The 16034-nt window shown below is 62.9% G+C and carries 14 protein-coding genes; 12 read left to right on the forward strand and 2 right to left on the reverse strand.

The window, feature by feature from the left end; all coding sequences use genetic code 11:
- The first annotated feature begins 168 nt into the window (after window positions 1–168).
- The 6 genes from OK352_RS04340 (at window position 169) to OK352_RS04365 (ending at window position 6412) form a co-directional block, all read left to right on the forward strand.
- Window positions 169–1491 (forward strand): ABC transporter substrate-binding protein, encoded by a 1323-nt coding sequence (locus OK352_RS04340; RefSeq protein ID WP_265140158.1) that lies wholly within the window; start codon window positions 169–171, stop codon window positions 1489–1491.
- 2 nt (window positions 1492–1493) lie between these two features.
- Window positions 1494–2432: a carbohydrate ABC transporter permease gene (locus tag OK352_RS04345; protein ID WP_265140159.1), complete on the forward strand. Its 939-nt coding sequence runs from the start codon at window positions 1494–1496 to the stop codon at window positions 2430–2432.
- A 2-nt stretch (window positions 2433–2434) separates the two neighbouring features.
- Window positions 2435–3319 (forward strand): carbohydrate ABC transporter permease, encoded by an 885-nt coding sequence (locus tag OK352_RS04350; RefSeq protein WP_265140160.1) that lies wholly within the window; start codon window positions 2435–2437, stop codon window positions 3317–3319.
- A gap of 5 nt (window positions 3320–3324) precedes the next feature.
- Window positions 3325–4278, forward strand: a complete 954-nt coding sequence (locus OK352_RS04355; protein WP_265140162.1) for a carbohydrate kinase family protein — start codon at window positions 3325–3327, stop codon at window positions 4276–4278.
- A gap of 131 nt (window positions 4279–4409) precedes the next feature.
- Window positions 4410–5831, forward strand: coding sequence for an MFS transporter (locus OK352_RS04360; protein WP_265140284.1), 1422 nt, complete (start codon window positions 4410–4412; stop codon window positions 5829–5831).
- A gap of 83 nt (window positions 5832–5914) precedes the next feature.
- Window positions 5915–6412 carry a TetR/AcrR family transcriptional regulator gene (locus OK352_RS04365; RefSeq protein WP_265140163.1) on the forward strand — a complete coding sequence of 166 codons (498 nt, stop codon included), beginning with the start codon at window positions 5915–5917 and terminating at the stop codon, window positions 6410–6412.
- Between the two features lie 93 nt (window positions 6413–6505).
- On the opposite strand, the gene OK352_RS04370 is transcribed toward OK352_RS04365, so the two are convergent.
- On the reverse strand, window positions 6506–6865 hold the full coding sequence (locus OK352_RS04370; RefSeq protein WP_265140164.1) for a DUF4440 domain-containing protein: 360 nt from the start codon (window positions 6863–6865) through the stop codon (window positions 6506–6508).
- A gap of 70 nt (window positions 6866–6935) precedes the next feature.
- On the reverse strand, window positions 6936–7784 hold the full coding sequence (locus tag OK352_RS04375; RefSeq protein WP_265140165.1) for a GntR family transcriptional regulator: 849 nt from the start codon (window positions 7782–7784) through the stop codon (window positions 6936–6938).
- Window positions 7785–8052: 268 nt separating this feature from the next.
- Here OK352_RS04375 and OK352_RS04380 point away from each other — a divergent pair, with 268 nt between their 5' ends.
- The 6 genes from OK352_RS04380 (at window position 8053) to OK352_RS04405 (ending at window position 16015) form a co-directional block, all read left to right on the forward strand.
- The gene (locus OK352_RS04380; RefSeq protein ID WP_265140166.1) at window positions 8053–9312 is read left to right on the forward strand and encodes an extracellular solute-binding protein; all 1260 of its coding nucleotides are present in this window, start codon (window positions 8053–8055) and stop codon (window positions 9310–9312) included.
- 27 nt (window positions 9313–9339) lie between these two features.
- The gene (locus tag OK352_RS04385) at window positions 9340–10332 is read left to right on the forward strand and encodes a carbohydrate ABC transporter permease (RefSeq protein ID WP_265140167.1); all 993 of its coding nucleotides are present in this window, start codon (window positions 9340–9342) and stop codon (window positions 10330–10332) included.
- On the forward strand, window positions 10329–11165 hold the full coding sequence (locus OK352_RS04390) for a carbohydrate ABC transporter permease (protein ID WP_265140168.1): 837 nt from the start codon (window positions 10329–10331) through the stop codon (window positions 11163–11165). The genes OK352_RS04385 and OK352_RS04390 overlap by 4 nt, the downstream gene beginning before the upstream one ends.
- 39 nt (window positions 11166–11204) lie before the next feature.
- Window positions 11205–12773 carry a beta-N-acetylhexosaminidase gene (locus OK352_RS04395; protein ID WP_265140170.1) on the forward strand — a complete coding sequence of 523 codons (1569 nt, stop codon included), beginning with the start codon at window positions 11205–11207 and terminating at the stop codon, window positions 12771–12773.
- A 63-nt stretch (window positions 12774–12836) separates the two neighbouring features.
- Window positions 12837–13760: a glycoside hydrolase family 16 protein gene (locus OK352_RS04400; RefSeq protein WP_265140171.1), complete on the forward strand. Its 924-nt coding sequence runs from the start codon at window positions 12837–12839 to the stop codon at window positions 13758–13760.
- Window positions 13760–16015, forward strand: coding sequence for an Ig-like domain-containing protein (locus tag OK352_RS04405; protein ID WP_265140172.1), 2256 nt, complete (start codon window positions 13760–13762; stop codon window positions 16013–16015). The genes OK352_RS04400 and OK352_RS04405 overlap by 1 nt, the downstream gene beginning before the upstream one ends.
- Window positions 16016–16034 lie beyond the last annotated feature (19 nt).

The following is a 16034-nucleotide window of genomic DNA, read 5'->3' on the forward strand; positions in this document are numbered from 1 at the left end:
GTGGATTTCGCAATATCGCTCACTAGGAGTGCACGAACAACGCAGTTTTGTGAGCGAATGATTGCTCAAATCGATACGTCGTGCCAGATTCACTGTGACGGGAAGCATCCACCCACCTGATTTGCCAGCCTCCCGATCCCTTCACAGGTGAAGCCGAAAGGGTCAACAATGACGTACCACCCACAGCTCAAACGAACAGGGCTCGTCGCCGCGGCGATCGCGACGACGAGCATTCTCGCGTTGTCCGGCTGCAGTTCGCAGCAGGGCGCCACCACGCTCGACAAAGACGCAGACGTGACCATCACGATGTGGTCGGGGCAGACGGACGAAGCCCAAGACCTCATCGAAACCCTCGCCAAGGAGTTCGAAGAGGAGCACCCGAACGTCACGATCGACGTGTCGGCCGGGGCATCCTCGACCGAGCAGCTGCTCCAGAAGCTCTCCGCCGGATTCGCGGGAAACAGCTACCCCGACATCTCGTACGCCTTCGGTGCCTGGGCGAGCCAGCTTGAAGCATCCGGCCGCACGCTCGACATCACAGACAAGGTCAGCGAACCGGATGTGAAATGGGATGAGTTCTCGGAGGCAGCGCGTTCCACCGTGCAGCCGACGGGAGAGAAGACGATCGGCTTCCCCGCGATCGTCGACAACCTGTCGCTCATTTACAACAAGACGGTGTTCGATAAAGCGGGAGTCGAGTACCCAGACGAGGACTGGGACTGGAACGACTTCCGCGAAGCGGCGAAGAAAATGACCGACTCCGCGTCGAATACCTACGGTTACGGGTACTCGGTGTCCGGCTCTGAAGAGACGACGTGGCAGTTCTGGCCGCACCTCTGGCAGAACGGCGGCGAGATTCTCAGCGATGACCAGCAGACCGCCGCCTTCGACTCGGAGGCCGGCGTCGAGGCGCTCACTTTTCTGCAGGACATGGCCGTCACTGACAAGAGTGTGTATCTCGACCAGACCGACACGAAGTTCGGCCAGCTCTTCGCGAGTGATCGCATTGGCATGATCACCTCCGGCCCGTGGCAGCTGTACGACCTGGTGAAGGCCGGAACCGATTACGGCGTGACGGTTCTGCCCGGAACCGACGGCGATCATCAGACCGTTTCAGGTCCCGACATCTGGGCTCTGTTCGACCACAAAGACAAGAACCGTGAGTACTGGTCGTACGAGTTCGTGAAGTGGCTGACGGATGCCGAACAGGACGTTCGGTGGAATGTGGCGATCGGCAACCTGCCGCTGCGTTCGAGTGAGGTCGACTCGGAGGCCTTCAAGGAGCAGGCAGCCGAGTACCCGGGTCTCGAGATCATGGCGGCGAACAACGAGAATGCCCAGAAGGCGCGGCCGACCGTGCCCGGCTACGTCAACCTCTCCGAAGCGATCGGAAGCGCGATCTCGCAGGTTCTTCAAGGCCAGGGCAGTCCTGCCGATGCATTGAAAGCGGCGGCTGAGAAGGCTAACGAGAAGCTTGGGGACTCGAAGTAACGATGAGTCAGACACGGATGCTGGTGGCTCCGGGGGCCTCGCAAAAAGGCGAGGCTCCCGGCCGCACCAAGCGCGCGAGACGCTTCTTTGAGGGCTGGACGTTCGTCGGCCCCGCGACGCTCATCGTCGTCGGACTCTCGATCTTCCCTGCCGTATGGGCGTTTATCCTCTCGCTGCAGGAGTGGGACGGCTTCAGCGACGCGACGTTCGTCGGCGGTGACAACTACGCCCGGCTGGCGAGTGATCCCGAGTTCCTCGACTCGGTGATGCACACACTCTTCTACACGGTGCTGTTCGTGCCCTCGTCGGTGCTCGCCGGACTGTTTCTCGCCGTGGCGTTGAATCGCCGCATCCGTTTCATCGGCATTTATCGGACGGCGATCTTCGTGCCGTTCGTAGCGTCGGCGGCCGCAACCGGCATCCTCGCCACTTACCTCTTCAGCCCCCAGTTCGGTGTGGTCAACAACGTGTTGCGCGTGATCGGACTGCCGCAGCAGCAGTGGCTGGAGGATCCGGCGCAGGCCATGGTCGTGATCGCCATCATGTCGCTGTGGGGGCAGGCGGCCTTCACAACGGTCATCTATCTTGCTGCACTGCAGGACATCCCGAACGAACTCGTCGAGGCAGCCCGCATCGACGGGGCGAACCGGTGGCAGACTTTCTGGCGGGTCGTCTGGCCGCAGCTGGCCCCCGTGACGGTCTTCGTCACGATCTGGCAGATGATCGAGGCCATCAAACTGTTCGACCTGGTGTTCACGACCACCAAGGGCGGTCCGCTCGACGCGACGAAGACCATCGTGTACTTCGTGTGGGAGAGCGCCTTCAAGGGGCTCGAGTTCGGCTACGGGTCCGCCAGCGCATACGTGCTCTTCGCCCTGACACTGCTCATCACACTCGCCGTCGTCGTGTACTCGCGGCGTTCGAAAACGGAGGCGTTCTGACCATGGTCGCCACACAAGAAGCCGTCGGGGTCACACCCCAGACCAGCACGGCAGCCGCACCCAGAAAGCGTCGTCGCCGGCGCATCAGCGGCTGGCATTTCGTGCTCGCTCCGATTGCGCTCGTCTTCGTCATCCCGTTCGTGCAGATGATCATGGCCGCGCTGTCGCCCGCGAAGGAGCTGGTGCAGTTTCCGCCGCCCTTCATCCCCTCGACCGTGACGTTCGAGAACTTCGCCAAGCTCTTCGCGACGACGAACATCCTGCAGTGGCTGATGAACTCGATCATCGTCTCGGGCGTCGCGATCCTCGCGCACATCGTGCTCTGCTCCCTCGCGGGATACGGCTTCGCACGGCTGAAGTTTCACGGCCGCAACATGGGATTTCTGCTGATCGTGTCGACGATCATGCTGCCCACGCAGCTGCTGATGATCCCGACTTACATCCTGTTCTCAAAGCTCGGCCTCATCAACACGCTCGGCGCCGCCATCGTCCCGTGGCTGGCCACTGCATTCGGGATCTTCCTCATGCGCCAGTTCTTCCTCAGCATCCCCGTCGAATTGGAAGAGGCCGGGATGCTGGATGGGTGCACGCGCTGGGGAATCTTCTTCCGGATCGTGCTGCCGCTGGCGAAGCCCGCCCTCGCGACGCTGTCGATCTTCACGCTGCTCGGCTCGTGGAATGACCTGATCTGGCCCCTCATCGCCATCAACGATCCGGGCTCGTTCACGATGCAGCTCGGAATCGCGAACTTCCAGGGCGCACGACAGACCGAGTGGGGCCTGCTGATGTCGGGGAACGTCATCGCGGTGCTGCCGCTTGTTGTCTTCTTCCTCTTCGCTCAGAAACAATTCATCCAGACCATGACGTTCTCAGGACTGAAAGGATAGTGCCGGTGCACACACTGGTCGTCGGAGACACCAACCCCGATTTCATTCTGAGAGGCGACGTCAAACCGCGCTTCGGTCAGGCCGAGCAGTTACTGTCATCTGCCGAGCTGGTCCTGGGCGGGAGCGCCTCGATCGTCGCCGCGGGACTCGTGAAGCTCGAGGTCGACACCGGGCTGCTCGCCACGATCGGCAGCGACTACTTCGGGACTCTGACCGAGACGTACCTTGCCGAATGCGGCATCGACACCTCAGAGGTGCTGCGCACGCCGAATGGTGCCACGGGCATCTCGGTCATCCTGTCGCAGCCGGATGATCGTTCGATCTTCACCTACCCCGGCGTCATCCCGACGCTGTCGATCGATGCGGTGCGCGACAGCATCCGGCGTGCCCGCCCTCAGCATGTGCACTTCTCGTCATACTTCCTCGTTCCCGGGCTCGCCACGGGGCTTCCGGAACTACTCGACGAGCTGGCGGTTGAAGGCGTGACCACGAGCGTCGACACCAACTGGGACCCGAGTGAGCAGTGGACGGGGCTCGACGAGATTCTGCCGCGCATCACCCACTTCATGCCGAACAGGCAAGAGCTTCGTGCCGTCGGCGCGGGCTACGCCGACGACCCTGCGGGGTCGGACGAGGACATCGCGTTGGCGCTCGCCGCCATCGGCCCCGTTGTGATCGTCAAGCGAGGCTCCGAGGGCGGGCTCGTCGCGACGCCGCAGGGCCACGTGCACACCGTGGACGTCCCCGACGTGGACGTCGTCGACACCACGGGTGCGGGTGACAGCTTCAACGCCGCGTACATTGCGGCGATGGCGCATGGCGTCGATGACCACGACGAGCGGCTGCGATGGGCGACCCTCGCGGGCTCGCACTCGGTGACGCGTTCCGGCGGAACGGGAGCGCAGATTCAGCTGTCTGAGCTGACCGCCACACTCGACGACGCCAGCGTCACCCGCTGAGTATTTCCCGAGAAGAGGGGAGAGCGTCGGTGGTGTGACCTACGCTCATCCCCATGAGTGAATCGTCCGAGCGCGGTGACGCCAAGTCAACCGCAGCTGGGGCATCCGAACCGGTCGCCGAGACGCACAGCATGAGCACCTTTCTGCAGGTGCTCGTGAACACCGGTGTTGCCAACATCACGACGAGCTTCCTCTGGTTCGCGCTCACGTTCTGGGTGTATCTCGAGACGAGATCGGTGCTTGCCACGGGCATCATCGGCGGTGCCTATATGCTGCTCGTCGCGGTGTGCAGCATGATGTTCGGCACGTTCGTCGACCGCTATCGCAAGCACTCCGTCATGGTGTTCTCCGGGGCAGGTACGCTCGTGTGCTTCAGCCTTGCGGGAGCGATGTTCCTTGTGTTTCCCGAGAGCGCGCTGCTGGACCTCGGCGGGCCGTGGTTCTGGCTGTTTACACTCATCATCCTCGCTGGTGCGGTCGTCGAGCAGCTACGCAATATCGCTCTCTCGACAACCGTGACGTTGTTGGTTCCACCCGAGCGACGAGCAAACGCGAACGGCCTTGTCGGCACCGTGCAAGGGCTCGCGTTTCTCGTCACGAGCGTGTTCAGCGGCCTCGCGATCGGCTTCGTCGGCATGGGCGGCGCGATCGTGATCGCCATAACGGCGATCGCCGTTGCGCTCGGGCATCTGCTGATGCTGCGCATCTCCGAGCCCGAGATCGTGCAGGAGGGGCACACGAGCTTCGTCGATATCAAAGGCGGCATCGCCGCCGTTCGAGCAGCGAGCCCGCTCTTCGCGCTCATTATCTTCACGACATTCAACAACCTGATCGGCGGCGTCTATATGGCGCTCATGGATCCATATGGTCTCGAGCTCTTCCCTGTCGAAGTTTGGGGCCTTGTGCTCGGGATCACGTCGACGGGATTCCTCATCGGCGGCGGAGTGGTGGCCAAATTCGGCCTCGGAAAGAACCCGATACGCACCATGCTGATCATGGTCATCGCAACCGGCGCACTCGGAGCGATCTTCACACTGCGCGAGTGGTGGTGGCTGTTCGCCGTCGGCATCTGGCTGTTCATGATGCTGATGCCTGCCGTCGAAGCAGCCGAGCAGACGATCATCCAGCGCATCGTGCCGTACCGGACTCAGGGCCGCGTCTTCGGATTCGCCATGACCTTCGAAGCAGCGGCCGCACCCGTCACGTCTTTCCTCATTGCGCCGATTGCCGAATTCTGGGTAATTCCCTCCGTCGATTCGGATTCCGGTCGGGCGACGTGGGGATGGCTTCTCGGTGACGGGTCTGCGCGGGGGATGGCGTTGGTCATGATTTGTGCGGGGATCGGCTGCGTTCTGCTGGGGGCTGGCGCATTCCTCACCCGCTCGTACCGAAAGCTTTCAGTGCGCTATGCCGAGATTACGGCTCAGGATGCTGTGGAAAATGCCGTGTCTGAGTCGGAGAGTGCACGTCCGACGGCGCCCTCTTCCGAAGCCGACGCCCCTGGCACGCTGCCTTCTGATCCAGAAACAGACGTTCGCTCCGCGGACGTGTAGTGCCGACGGAGGCTCGGGCATCCGCCGCCTCTTGCGCTCCGAGCTAACTTGCTTCGGGAAGGTGTGCGCTCGCCCAAGCGGAGGTGGCCGTTCACGGAGCAGAGGTCTCTTTCGAGAAGATTGCACGAGAGTCTGGCGTCGGATCGGCCACGGTTCATCGGCATTTCCCCACACGGCAGTCTCTGATGTACGCGGTGTTCCACCACCGAATCAACGGATTATGTGCTCGGGCAGCAGAACTCGCACACGAGAAGGACCACGGTCGAGCGCTTCTGACCTTCCTCGAGAACGTGCTCGACTATTGCGTCGATGCGCGGGGGCTCGCCATCACGTTAGTGCTTGACAACTCCGAGGGGGGCAACGGTGCCGAGAAGAGCTGCTCGCGGGAACTCGACGAGGCCGCGCAACCCCTCGTGTCCAAGGCCATTCGCGCCGGCGCTGTTCGAACCGACGTGACGGCGGCCGAATTGTTAGCTTTGATCGTCGGGATTGCGTTGTCGACAGAATCCTCCAGGGACCCGCGAGGCGCGGCGAGGCGATTGCTGACTCTCGCGACGGTGGGATTGCTGCCACGGGACTGACGGCATTCAGCGCTTTTGCGGACGGTTTAAGCGTCACCGCAACGGAACCGGAGCGCCTTCAGTGGCCGATCTTCGGGAGGCAGAGCGTTGGCGTCACACGCTGAGTGGAGTGAGCACCGCAATCTTCCATGCGTCATCGGCCAGAACCAGCTGATAGATGAAGCGCTCGGTCGGTGCGCCTCCGTATGTCCAGGTGACGTCTGCCCAGATGCTGTGGTCGGCCTCGGCAACGATAGTGATGTCGAAGTTAGCCTCTGCGATCCCGTGATACTGCTCGAACGATGAGTCGAAGAATTGCTCGGTCTGTTCAGCGCTTGTCACCGGAACCGACTGGCCAGGAAAGAGGATCAGAGCCGGCACCGCATACAACTGGGCGATCGCCGCTGCGTCGCGGTCGAGCAGCGACTGTGCGTAGGCATCGAAAAACGTCTGCGTCGTCTCTGTCGCATTCATGCGGCCACCATAACGCCGACCACCGACGATGTCACCAGGTGTCCAGACAGGTCTGCACGTGCAGCCTGACTCAGCCCGAATAGACGTCACCGACCGTGGACGTACTCACGGAGCTGCCACGCGTGAACTCTCCCGCGGGAAAACCCGGATGGTGTATCTCGGCCTCGGCCTCATCCGCACCATGCGCCCCCGAACCCGGCCCGAGAGTCAGTCGCGACACGATGCGGTAACGGTCACCCCGATATACGGAGTGCACATACTCAACCGGGGTGTTCTCGGTGTCTGTCGTCAGACGCTCGAACAGCAGAGCGGGCGAAAGTTCCGGAACACCGAGCAGCCGAGCCTCATCGGCACTCACGACGGTGGGCTCGATCGACTGCACCGCCTCATACACATGCACATCGTGATGAGCGCGCAGATGCTCGTAGAGGTCGCCACTCTCCAGCTCGCGAGAAGTGAGCGCGGGCACCAGGGCGGCGGGGAAATGCAGGTGTTCAATCGCGATCGGCGAACCGTCAACGAGACTCAGCCGGGCCACATAGACGATCTCTGCGCCAGGAGAAATGTGCAGCCGGCGCCCAATGCGCGCTCCCGCGGGCATGTGCGTGAACTCCAACAGCTGGCTTGACCACGTGCCCTCTGCCAACGGTGCCTTCATCGCGTGCGCATCACCGAGGAGCTCCTGTGTGATCTTCTCGGGCGCGACAAACATTCCGCGACCATGTTCGCGCACCAGGAGCCCCGCGGCGACAAGCTCATCGACCGCAGCGCGCAACGTGGGCCGGGAGACACCGAGATCGGCGCACAGCGCTCGCTCCGACGGAATCGGGTCTCCTGTCGAACGCGTTTCGATGATTTCGAGAATGTGACTGCGCACACGTTCACGCTTGAGAACCGTCCCAGTATCAGCTGCTGGCACAGGCGATCCCCTCTCATTCGACATCGTCCCTATTTTTTACCAGTTTACGACTGGTTTGGGAAATCTGACACATTCTGAGAGTCAATTCCTCACCAGTTGTCGGGCGGAAGAGCGCCAGAAATATCTCGCCAACAAGAAATTAATCAAGGGATGACTGCTGTTGACAAGCAAAACGTGTTGTGCAAAAATCTCCGATCAGCACCAACTGGTCAACTAACCACTGGCGCAACTGGTAATTCTTCCCCAACTTTCCACAACGAGGTGAACTATGAGAACTCGCCTGATCGCCGGTGCATCCGCGCTCGCTCTCGCCGCAACCCTCAGCGCCTGCAGCTCGGGTAACGCTGAAGCTGGCGGTACAACGACCATCGACGTCTGGCTGATGCGCGACAGCGTGTCTGAAGAGTTCCAGGCTGAATTCGAGAAGTCGTTTGAAGCCGAACACCCAGACATCGACGCGAAGATCCAGATTCAGGAGTGGGATGGCATCGGCGAGAAAGTCGTCGCCGCCCTCGCGAGCAACGATCCGCCAGACGTCATCGAGATCGGCAATTCGCAGATGTCACAGTACGCCGCAAGCGGCGGACTGCTCGATGTGAGTGACAAGGTCGATGACCTGGGCGGAGAAGACTGGATCGCAGGGCTCGCCGACCCGGCAGTCTGGGACGGCAAGACATACGGCGTTCCGTACTACGCGGCAAACCGAGTCGTCATCTACAACACAGCACTCTTCGACGCCGCGGGCATCGACGCCGAGAGTATCGACACACGCGCGAAATGGATCGACGCGACCTCGACGCTGAACTCCGGAGACGTGCAGGGGATCTACCTGCCCGGGCAGAGCTGGCACGCTCTCGCCGGATTCATCTGGGACGAGGGCGGGGCATTCGCCACGCAGGACGACGGCAGCTGGATGGGTGCCCTGGACACTCCTGAAGCGATGGCCGGCATGGAATTTTACTCGCAGCTTCAAGCACTCGGACACGGTCCCAAGGACTCCGACGTCGCCTCACCGCCGCAGACCGACATCATGGCCGGAGGCGACGTGGCACAGATCATTTCGTCACCAGGTGCAGCAGGCAGTGTGGTCGCCGCCAACCCCGAGCTCGAAGGAAAGCTTGGCTTCTTCCCCATTCCAGGCAAGACAGCAGACAAGCCCGGAGCCGTGTACGTCGGCGGGTCCGAGCTGGCGATTCCAGCGGCATCCGATTCCTCCGACGCTGCATACGAGTTCGTCAAAGCGCTGACGGGCGAGAAGTGGCAGCGCGAACTCGCCTCGACGATGGGGTACGTGCCCAACAAGGCGAGTCTGGCGGATGCTGTCGCAGACGACCCCGGTGCAGCGGCGATGACCGTTGGAGGCACCGAAAACGGCCACAGCACACCGATCGCGCCCGGATGGGCCGCAGTCGAGGCGCAGAACATCATTCACGACTACATGACGGCGGTGCTCACGGGCGGTGACCTGGCCGGAGAGGCGCAGAAAGCTTCTGACGAGATCACCCGTGCGATGAACCAGTCCGATTGAGCCAGCACTGTGCGAAACGGAGCGACGATGACCATCGTCCAGAAACGAACGCCGGTCCGGGCGGCCGTGAAGCCCCCTGGTTCGACACCCACCATGACAGGCAGCTCGCCTCGTCGGGCGAGGCTGCCTCGCACAAGGCGGAATCTCTGGCCCTACGCCCTGATCGCCCCTGCGGTCGTCGGCACAGCATTCTTACTTGTCTACCCGCTAGTTCGCGCCTTCGTAATCTCGCTGCAGGACTATAAGCTCGCCGAGTTGATCAACGGCAACGCCGAGTTCGTCGGCCTGGAGAACTACCGGACTCTTTTCTCAGACGGCCGGTTCTGGGAGGTCGTCGCCCGGACGTTTCTGTTCATGGCGTGCAACGTCGTGCTGATCATGATCCTCTCCACACTCGTTGCGATGATGATCACCCGTCTGAAGAAGTTCGGACGCACGATGGTGCTGAGTTCGCTCGTTCTCGCCTGGGCCATGCCCGTAATCGCCGCGGCCACGGTGTTCCAGTGGATGTTCAACTCAGAATTCGGCGTGGTGAACTGGATGCTGACCAGCTTCGGATTCGAGCAGTTCGATCGATTCCCGTGGTTCGCCCATGGCGCTGCAGCATTCGTGATTCTCATTCTTCTCGTCGTATGGCAGTCAGTGCCGTTTGCCGCAATCACTCTGTACTCCGCGCTCACCACCGTGCCCGTGGAGCTGCACGAATCGGCGCGACTCGACGGCGCAGGAGCCTGGCGCCTCTTTCGCTCGGTGACCTTCCCCATCATCAGGCCGATCTTCATGCTCGTCGTGTGCCTCGAGGTGATCTGGACGTTCAAGGCGTTCGTGCAGATCTGGGTCATCACCCAGGGCGGACCCGGTGACGCCACGACGCTGCTTCCCGTCTATGCAGTGCAGCGCGCCCTGTCATCGCAGCAGTACGACCTCGGGGCCGCCGCCTCGATCGTGACAGTGCTGATCCTCTCTGGAGTGCTCGTTCTGTACTTCAGGCAAATGTTCCGGCAGGAGGTCCAACAGTGAAGACTCTCAGCAGTGTGCGCCGAGCACCCCTGTCATTCGCGGCGATTGTCACTGTGCTCGCCTGCCTCTTCCCCGTGTACTGGATGGTGACAACGGCATTCAAACCGACGCGCGAGATTCAATCGAAGGTGCCGCAGCTTCTGCCGAGCACGTGGACGTTCGACCATTTCGTCACGGCGATCGGCTCGGACGGTTTCGGACTGTTCTGGCGCAACAGCATCCTGGTGACGGTTTCCGCCGTCGTTCTGGCGCTCGTCGTCGCGCTCGGTGCCGCGTTCGCCGTCGCTCGCATGCAGTGGCGAGGTCGCCGACAGTTCATCCTCATGGTATTCATCGCACAGATGGCACCGTGGGAATCGTTGATCATTCCGATCTACATCATCACCCGCGATACGAACATGCTCGACCGGCTGCCGACGCTGACGCTGGTCTACTTCATGATCACGCTGCCGTTCACGATCGTCGTTCTGCGCGGATTCATCGCGACGATCCCACCCGAGCTCGAAGAGGCGGCGCAGGTCGATGGATGCTCGCGCACGGGCGCATTTCGTCGTGTGGCATTCCCTCTGCTCGCGCCCGGCTTGATGGCCACGTCGCTGTTCGGGTTCATCACGGCATGGAATGAGTTTGCGTATGCGAACTTCCTGATCATCAAAGAGCAGGACAACCGCACGCTCCCCGTGTGGCTGTCGTCATTCCAGAACGTGTTCGGCACCGACTGGGGTGCCACGATGGCAGCGTCAACGCTCTTCGCCCTTCCCGCTCTCGCAATTTTCCTGCTGCTGCAGCGCCATGTCACGTCGGGATTCGCCGCCGGCGCGGTCAAGGGCTGAGCGCCGCCTTCTGCCAATCCGACCCCTGTGGAGACCTCGATGACAACACCGCATTCAGCCATTTCGCTGCTTCCGCGCCCCACTCAGATTGACGTACGCGCCGGCAGCTTCACGCTTGACAGCGACACGGCGGTGCGCGTGAGTCCGCAAGCCGCACCGGCGCTGCAGCTTCTTCGCGAACTGCTGAACCCGGCGACAGGGCTGCCGCTTCCGGCGTCCTCGACCGGATCTCTGACGCTGGACCTCGATGTTGAGCTGACCGGGCTCGGTGCGGAAGGATACGAGCTCACCGTCGACACCGACCGTGTGCTTCTGCGCGCGGCGGCGCTCGCCGGGTTGCGCCACGGGGCGCAGACTCTGCGGCAGCTCCTACCCGTCGACGCATACGCAGCGCACGCGGTCGGCGACGTCGCGTGGACGCTGCCGTGCGTGCGCATCACAGACGTGCCGCGGCTCGCTTGGCGTGGCGGCATGCTCGACGTCGCGCGGCATTTCCAACCCATCGAGTACCTCTACCGCTTCGCCGATCTGCTCGCCGCGCACAAGGCGAACGTCATGCACCTGCATCTCACCGATGACCAAGGCTGGCGGATGCCGGTGCAGGCGTACCCGCTCCTCACCGAGATCGGCGCGTACCGCAGCGAGACCGCGGGCGATGGCATCCATCATGGTGGGGCGTACACACGTGACGATCTCACCGGGTTCGTCGCCTACGCGGCCCGCCGCGGCATCACCGTTGTGCCAGAGATCGAAATGCCGGGGCACACGCGGGCGGCGCTCGCTGCCTACCCCGAGCTCGGCAATAGGCCGGAACGCCGGCTCGACGTATGGACGCGCTGGGGAGTGTGCGAGAACATCCTCGGCGTGCACGACGCGGTGCTCGACTTCTGTCGCACGGTTCTCGACGAGACGATGGAGATCTTTCCGAGCCGCTACGTTCACCTCGGTGGAGATGAGAGCCCGCTCGTCGAATGGAACGAGAGCCCGCGAGCGGCAGAGCGAATTCGCGAGAAGAACCTCTCGGGAACCCGCGGCCTGTACCGATGGTTCATGGGCGAGGTCGCTGACCACGTGACGCGCGCGGGGCGGCGACCGCTTGCGTGGGCCGAAGACGAGCTCACATTGCCTCCGGCGGTGACAGTAATGCCGTGGCGCGACGCGGAGCACGGCCGTGAAGCGATCGCCCGCGGACACGACGTCGTGATGGCCCCGCATCTGGAGACCTACCTCGACTATGCGGCAACGACCGATCCCGATGAGCCGCCGGCGCACGAGGAGGGCGTCATTCTGCTTCCGCTGCGCACCGCTCAGCAATTCACGGCCGTCCCCGCCGCCTGGGGAGCAGAGGCGGCCGAACGCGTTCTCGGCATGCAGGCACAGATCTGGACGGAATACCTGCCGACACAGGAGCTCGTTGAGTACCGCGCATTTCCAAGATTCAGCGCGTTGGCGGATGCGGCGTGGGGCGGCGTCGATAAGTGGGACTCGTTCACGCCGCGGCTTGTGCAGCACAGGCTCCGCCTCGACGCACTGGGTGTGCCCCGCTCAGTGAGACGCGAGGGTGCGAGCGACAGGACGCCCTCGATCGGAAGGACTGGCAGCAGCTGATGACAGTGAGCCGCTCTGACCGCGCTGCCACGGTTTCAGACGGCCCCCACAGAGAACGGAGCAATGGTGCTCTCTTCACCGAAAACACGAATAGAGGCGCGCAACGCCCTCGCCGCAGGCATCATGGCGGTGGCCTGCGCCGCGACGCTCACATCGGGTTCGCCACCTCCCGCAGCGGCCGATGTCGACGCCCCTGCCGCGGCATCTGGAACCGTGCTGTTCTTCGACGACTTCTCGGGCGCGAGCCTCGACACCACGAAGTGGGTAGCTGGCCTGCACCAGTGGGGGCCCGACAACTACGGAGTCGTGCCTGAGAACCTGTCACTCACGACGGTGAACGACGCAGGTACACCTGTCGACGTGCTTGCTGCACGCGCAAACGGCGACCAGTACACGGGTGCGGTCCGCGGCATCCTGGCCACGGACGCGTCGTACCCTGTGGGGGATCCCCGCCGCTACACAAGACAGGAGACCGGCGTGCGCACCGGAGGCTTGGTGTGGACGAAGGAGCGTTTCGGAGCCGGACGCTACGAAGTGCGCATGAAGACGCTTCCGTATTCGGGCGGATGCTCGTGCATCTGGAACTACTACAACCCCGGAAACGGCGACTATACCGAGATCGACATCGAGATGCCCGCGGCCGGGACAGGTGGTCGGGCCGACTGGGCGCACTGGGCCGGCTTCAACAGCTACGTCTCGCTCGACCCCGGGGGCGCGACGCTCGAGGACGTCGATCTCGGCGCGGCTCAAAATGACGGTGCCTTCCACACCTACCGGTGGGATTGGTACGACGGCAGCAACGGAACTCCACGCATTGAGTTCTACGTCGACAACGTGCTGTACGCCACGCAGACCGCCACCGTTCCGACGTTGCCTGCCCAGCTCTGGGTCGGCAACTGGGCGGCGTCGTGGTCGGGCGACTTCGATTATGCATCGCAGTATCAATACATCGACTGGGTGAAGATCAGCACCCTCGGAGGGCAATGATGACACACACAACTCACAGACGGCGACGAGCCGCAGCCATCGCACTAGCGGTGGGAATCGGTGTGACGCCGCTGGGGCAGGCGCTTCCGGCCGCCGCGGCTCCGGAGTCGGGCTGCCAGGTGACGAGCCCCGCCCCGGGGAGCACCATCACCGATGCGGTGACGGTCAGCGGAATGTACACCGACGCCTACCAGGTGAAGGTGGCGTTCGACGCCGGAACGCTCCACGACGCACACACCGACGATCCGGATGCCGATGGCACAGGTACCTGGTCATACACGTTCGATCCCGCTGCCGAGGATGTGTCGGGCGAGGTAGAGCTCACTGTGCGCTGCTCGTCGCTGCAGGACAGATACTGGCGATGGGGCGAGTCCACGACTGTCGACGTGCAACTCGCCGGGCGTGAAGCTCCCGTCATCGATATCACTTCACCTGACGACGGGTCCCAGGTCAGAGGGAGGCTGAAGGTTTCGATGACGGCCTCTGATGCGCAGGGCATCGACGACGTTCAGGTACGCATTGACGGTGGCGATTGGGAATCTGCCAAGGTGCTGCCTCATGACCGGTACTTCTTGCACGGCCCCGTGATGAAGGGGAACCGCACGCACGCCATCCAGGCTCGCGTGATCGACACAGACGGCAACGTCACGACGACGGCGACGACATACACGCACTCGGGCACAGGGTCGTTCGATGAGGCACCACCCGTGCAGCCGGACCGCGCTATGTGGGTCTGGGAGTCGGCCACGGCCCAGCTCCTCGAGAATCCCGGAGCTCGCGATGTTCTCGCTGCGTTCGTCGACGACGAGAGCGTGGCTCCGGAGCAGATCCAGACCCTGTACATCTACGCCGACCGGTACGACGGCGAGTATGCGCTGCGCGATCACCCCGACCAGTACCGTTCGCTGATCGCGTGGGCTCACGACCGCGGGTATCAGGTGCATGCGCTGTTGGGTTCCGGGTCATACGCGGCGCCGATGTGGTCGTACGAGCGGTATCACGACGGTGCCGTCGGATTGATGGAGACGATCCTCAACTACAACATCGCGTCGAACGCAGACGAGCGTTTCGACGGCGTCAACATCGACATCGAGCCTCACGGCCTGCCCGACTGGCGTTCCGGTTCGCCGAGCGTGCAGGTGCAGTACCTCGACATGCTCGCCGCGATGATGGATCGCAAGCAGGCGAGCGGAGCAACGCTCAGGGTCGGCGCGGCGATTCCGCGCTGGCTTGATGACAACGACGAGTGCCAGAACATCACGTGGCACGAGAAGACGCAGAACTGCGCTCGGCACGTCATTGACACACTCGACTACGTCTCGCTGATGGACTACCGTGACGTCGCCGAGGGCCCCGTGGGCATCATCCTCCACGCTCAGAACGAGATCGAGTACGCGGCCAGCGTGGGCAAGCACGTGATGGTCGGTGTCGAAACCGACTCGATCTCGGCATCCGGAGACCCTGAATCGATATCGTTCCAGGAGGAGGGCCGGGACGCCATGGAGACGGAGCTCGCCGAGGTCTACGCCGCATTCGACGACTCGCCAGCCTTCGCTGGTGTCGCACTGCACCACTACGATTCCCTGCGAGCGCTCCCGAGCCGCTGGGACTCCTCGGGCACGCGCTGGCAGAGCCCCGTCGCCGACGTCGAAGCGCCAAGCACCCCTGCCGAGCTGACAGCTGAGGTGTACGACGCCGAGCGCGTCGATCTGCACTGGGCGCGCAGCTCGGACGACACGTTGGTGGACCACTACGAGGTGCACCGGTCGACGACCCCGGACTTCACGCCGGACGAGAGCACGCTCGTACGTACGACGCAGACGAACTTCGTAAACGACGTCGGGCTGACTGCCGATACCGAGTACTCATGGAAGATTGTCGCCGTCGATATCGCCGGGCACTCGAGCGCGGCCTCTGCCGCGGCATCCGCTGCAACCAGCGTGGGGAACGGGGCGGCGGCCATGCGGATCTCATCAATCGAGTTCCGTGACCAGAACACGTGGACGTGGGCTACGGTGACCATCGAGGATGCTGCAACGGGCGAGCCCATCGAGGGCGCGACGGTGTTCGGGCACTGGGGAGGCGCCGCAGGTAAGCACTTCAGCGCCACGACAGATGAGAACGGCCAGGCCGAGGTGAACACGGAAGGAATTCCCACGCCGTACACCGTGATCTTCGTGCCCGAGCTGATTCTCGCGCCCGGGTACTTCTGGGCGAGCAGTCTCGATGACTACGAGGCGACTTGGAATCGCTGATCAATGCTGCCGGGCGCCA

The organism is Microbacterium sp. MPKO10 (genome assembly GCF_026107415.2).
Taxonomy (GTDB): Bacteria; Actinomycetota; Actinomycetes; order Actinomycetales; family Microbacteriaceae; genus Paramicrobacterium.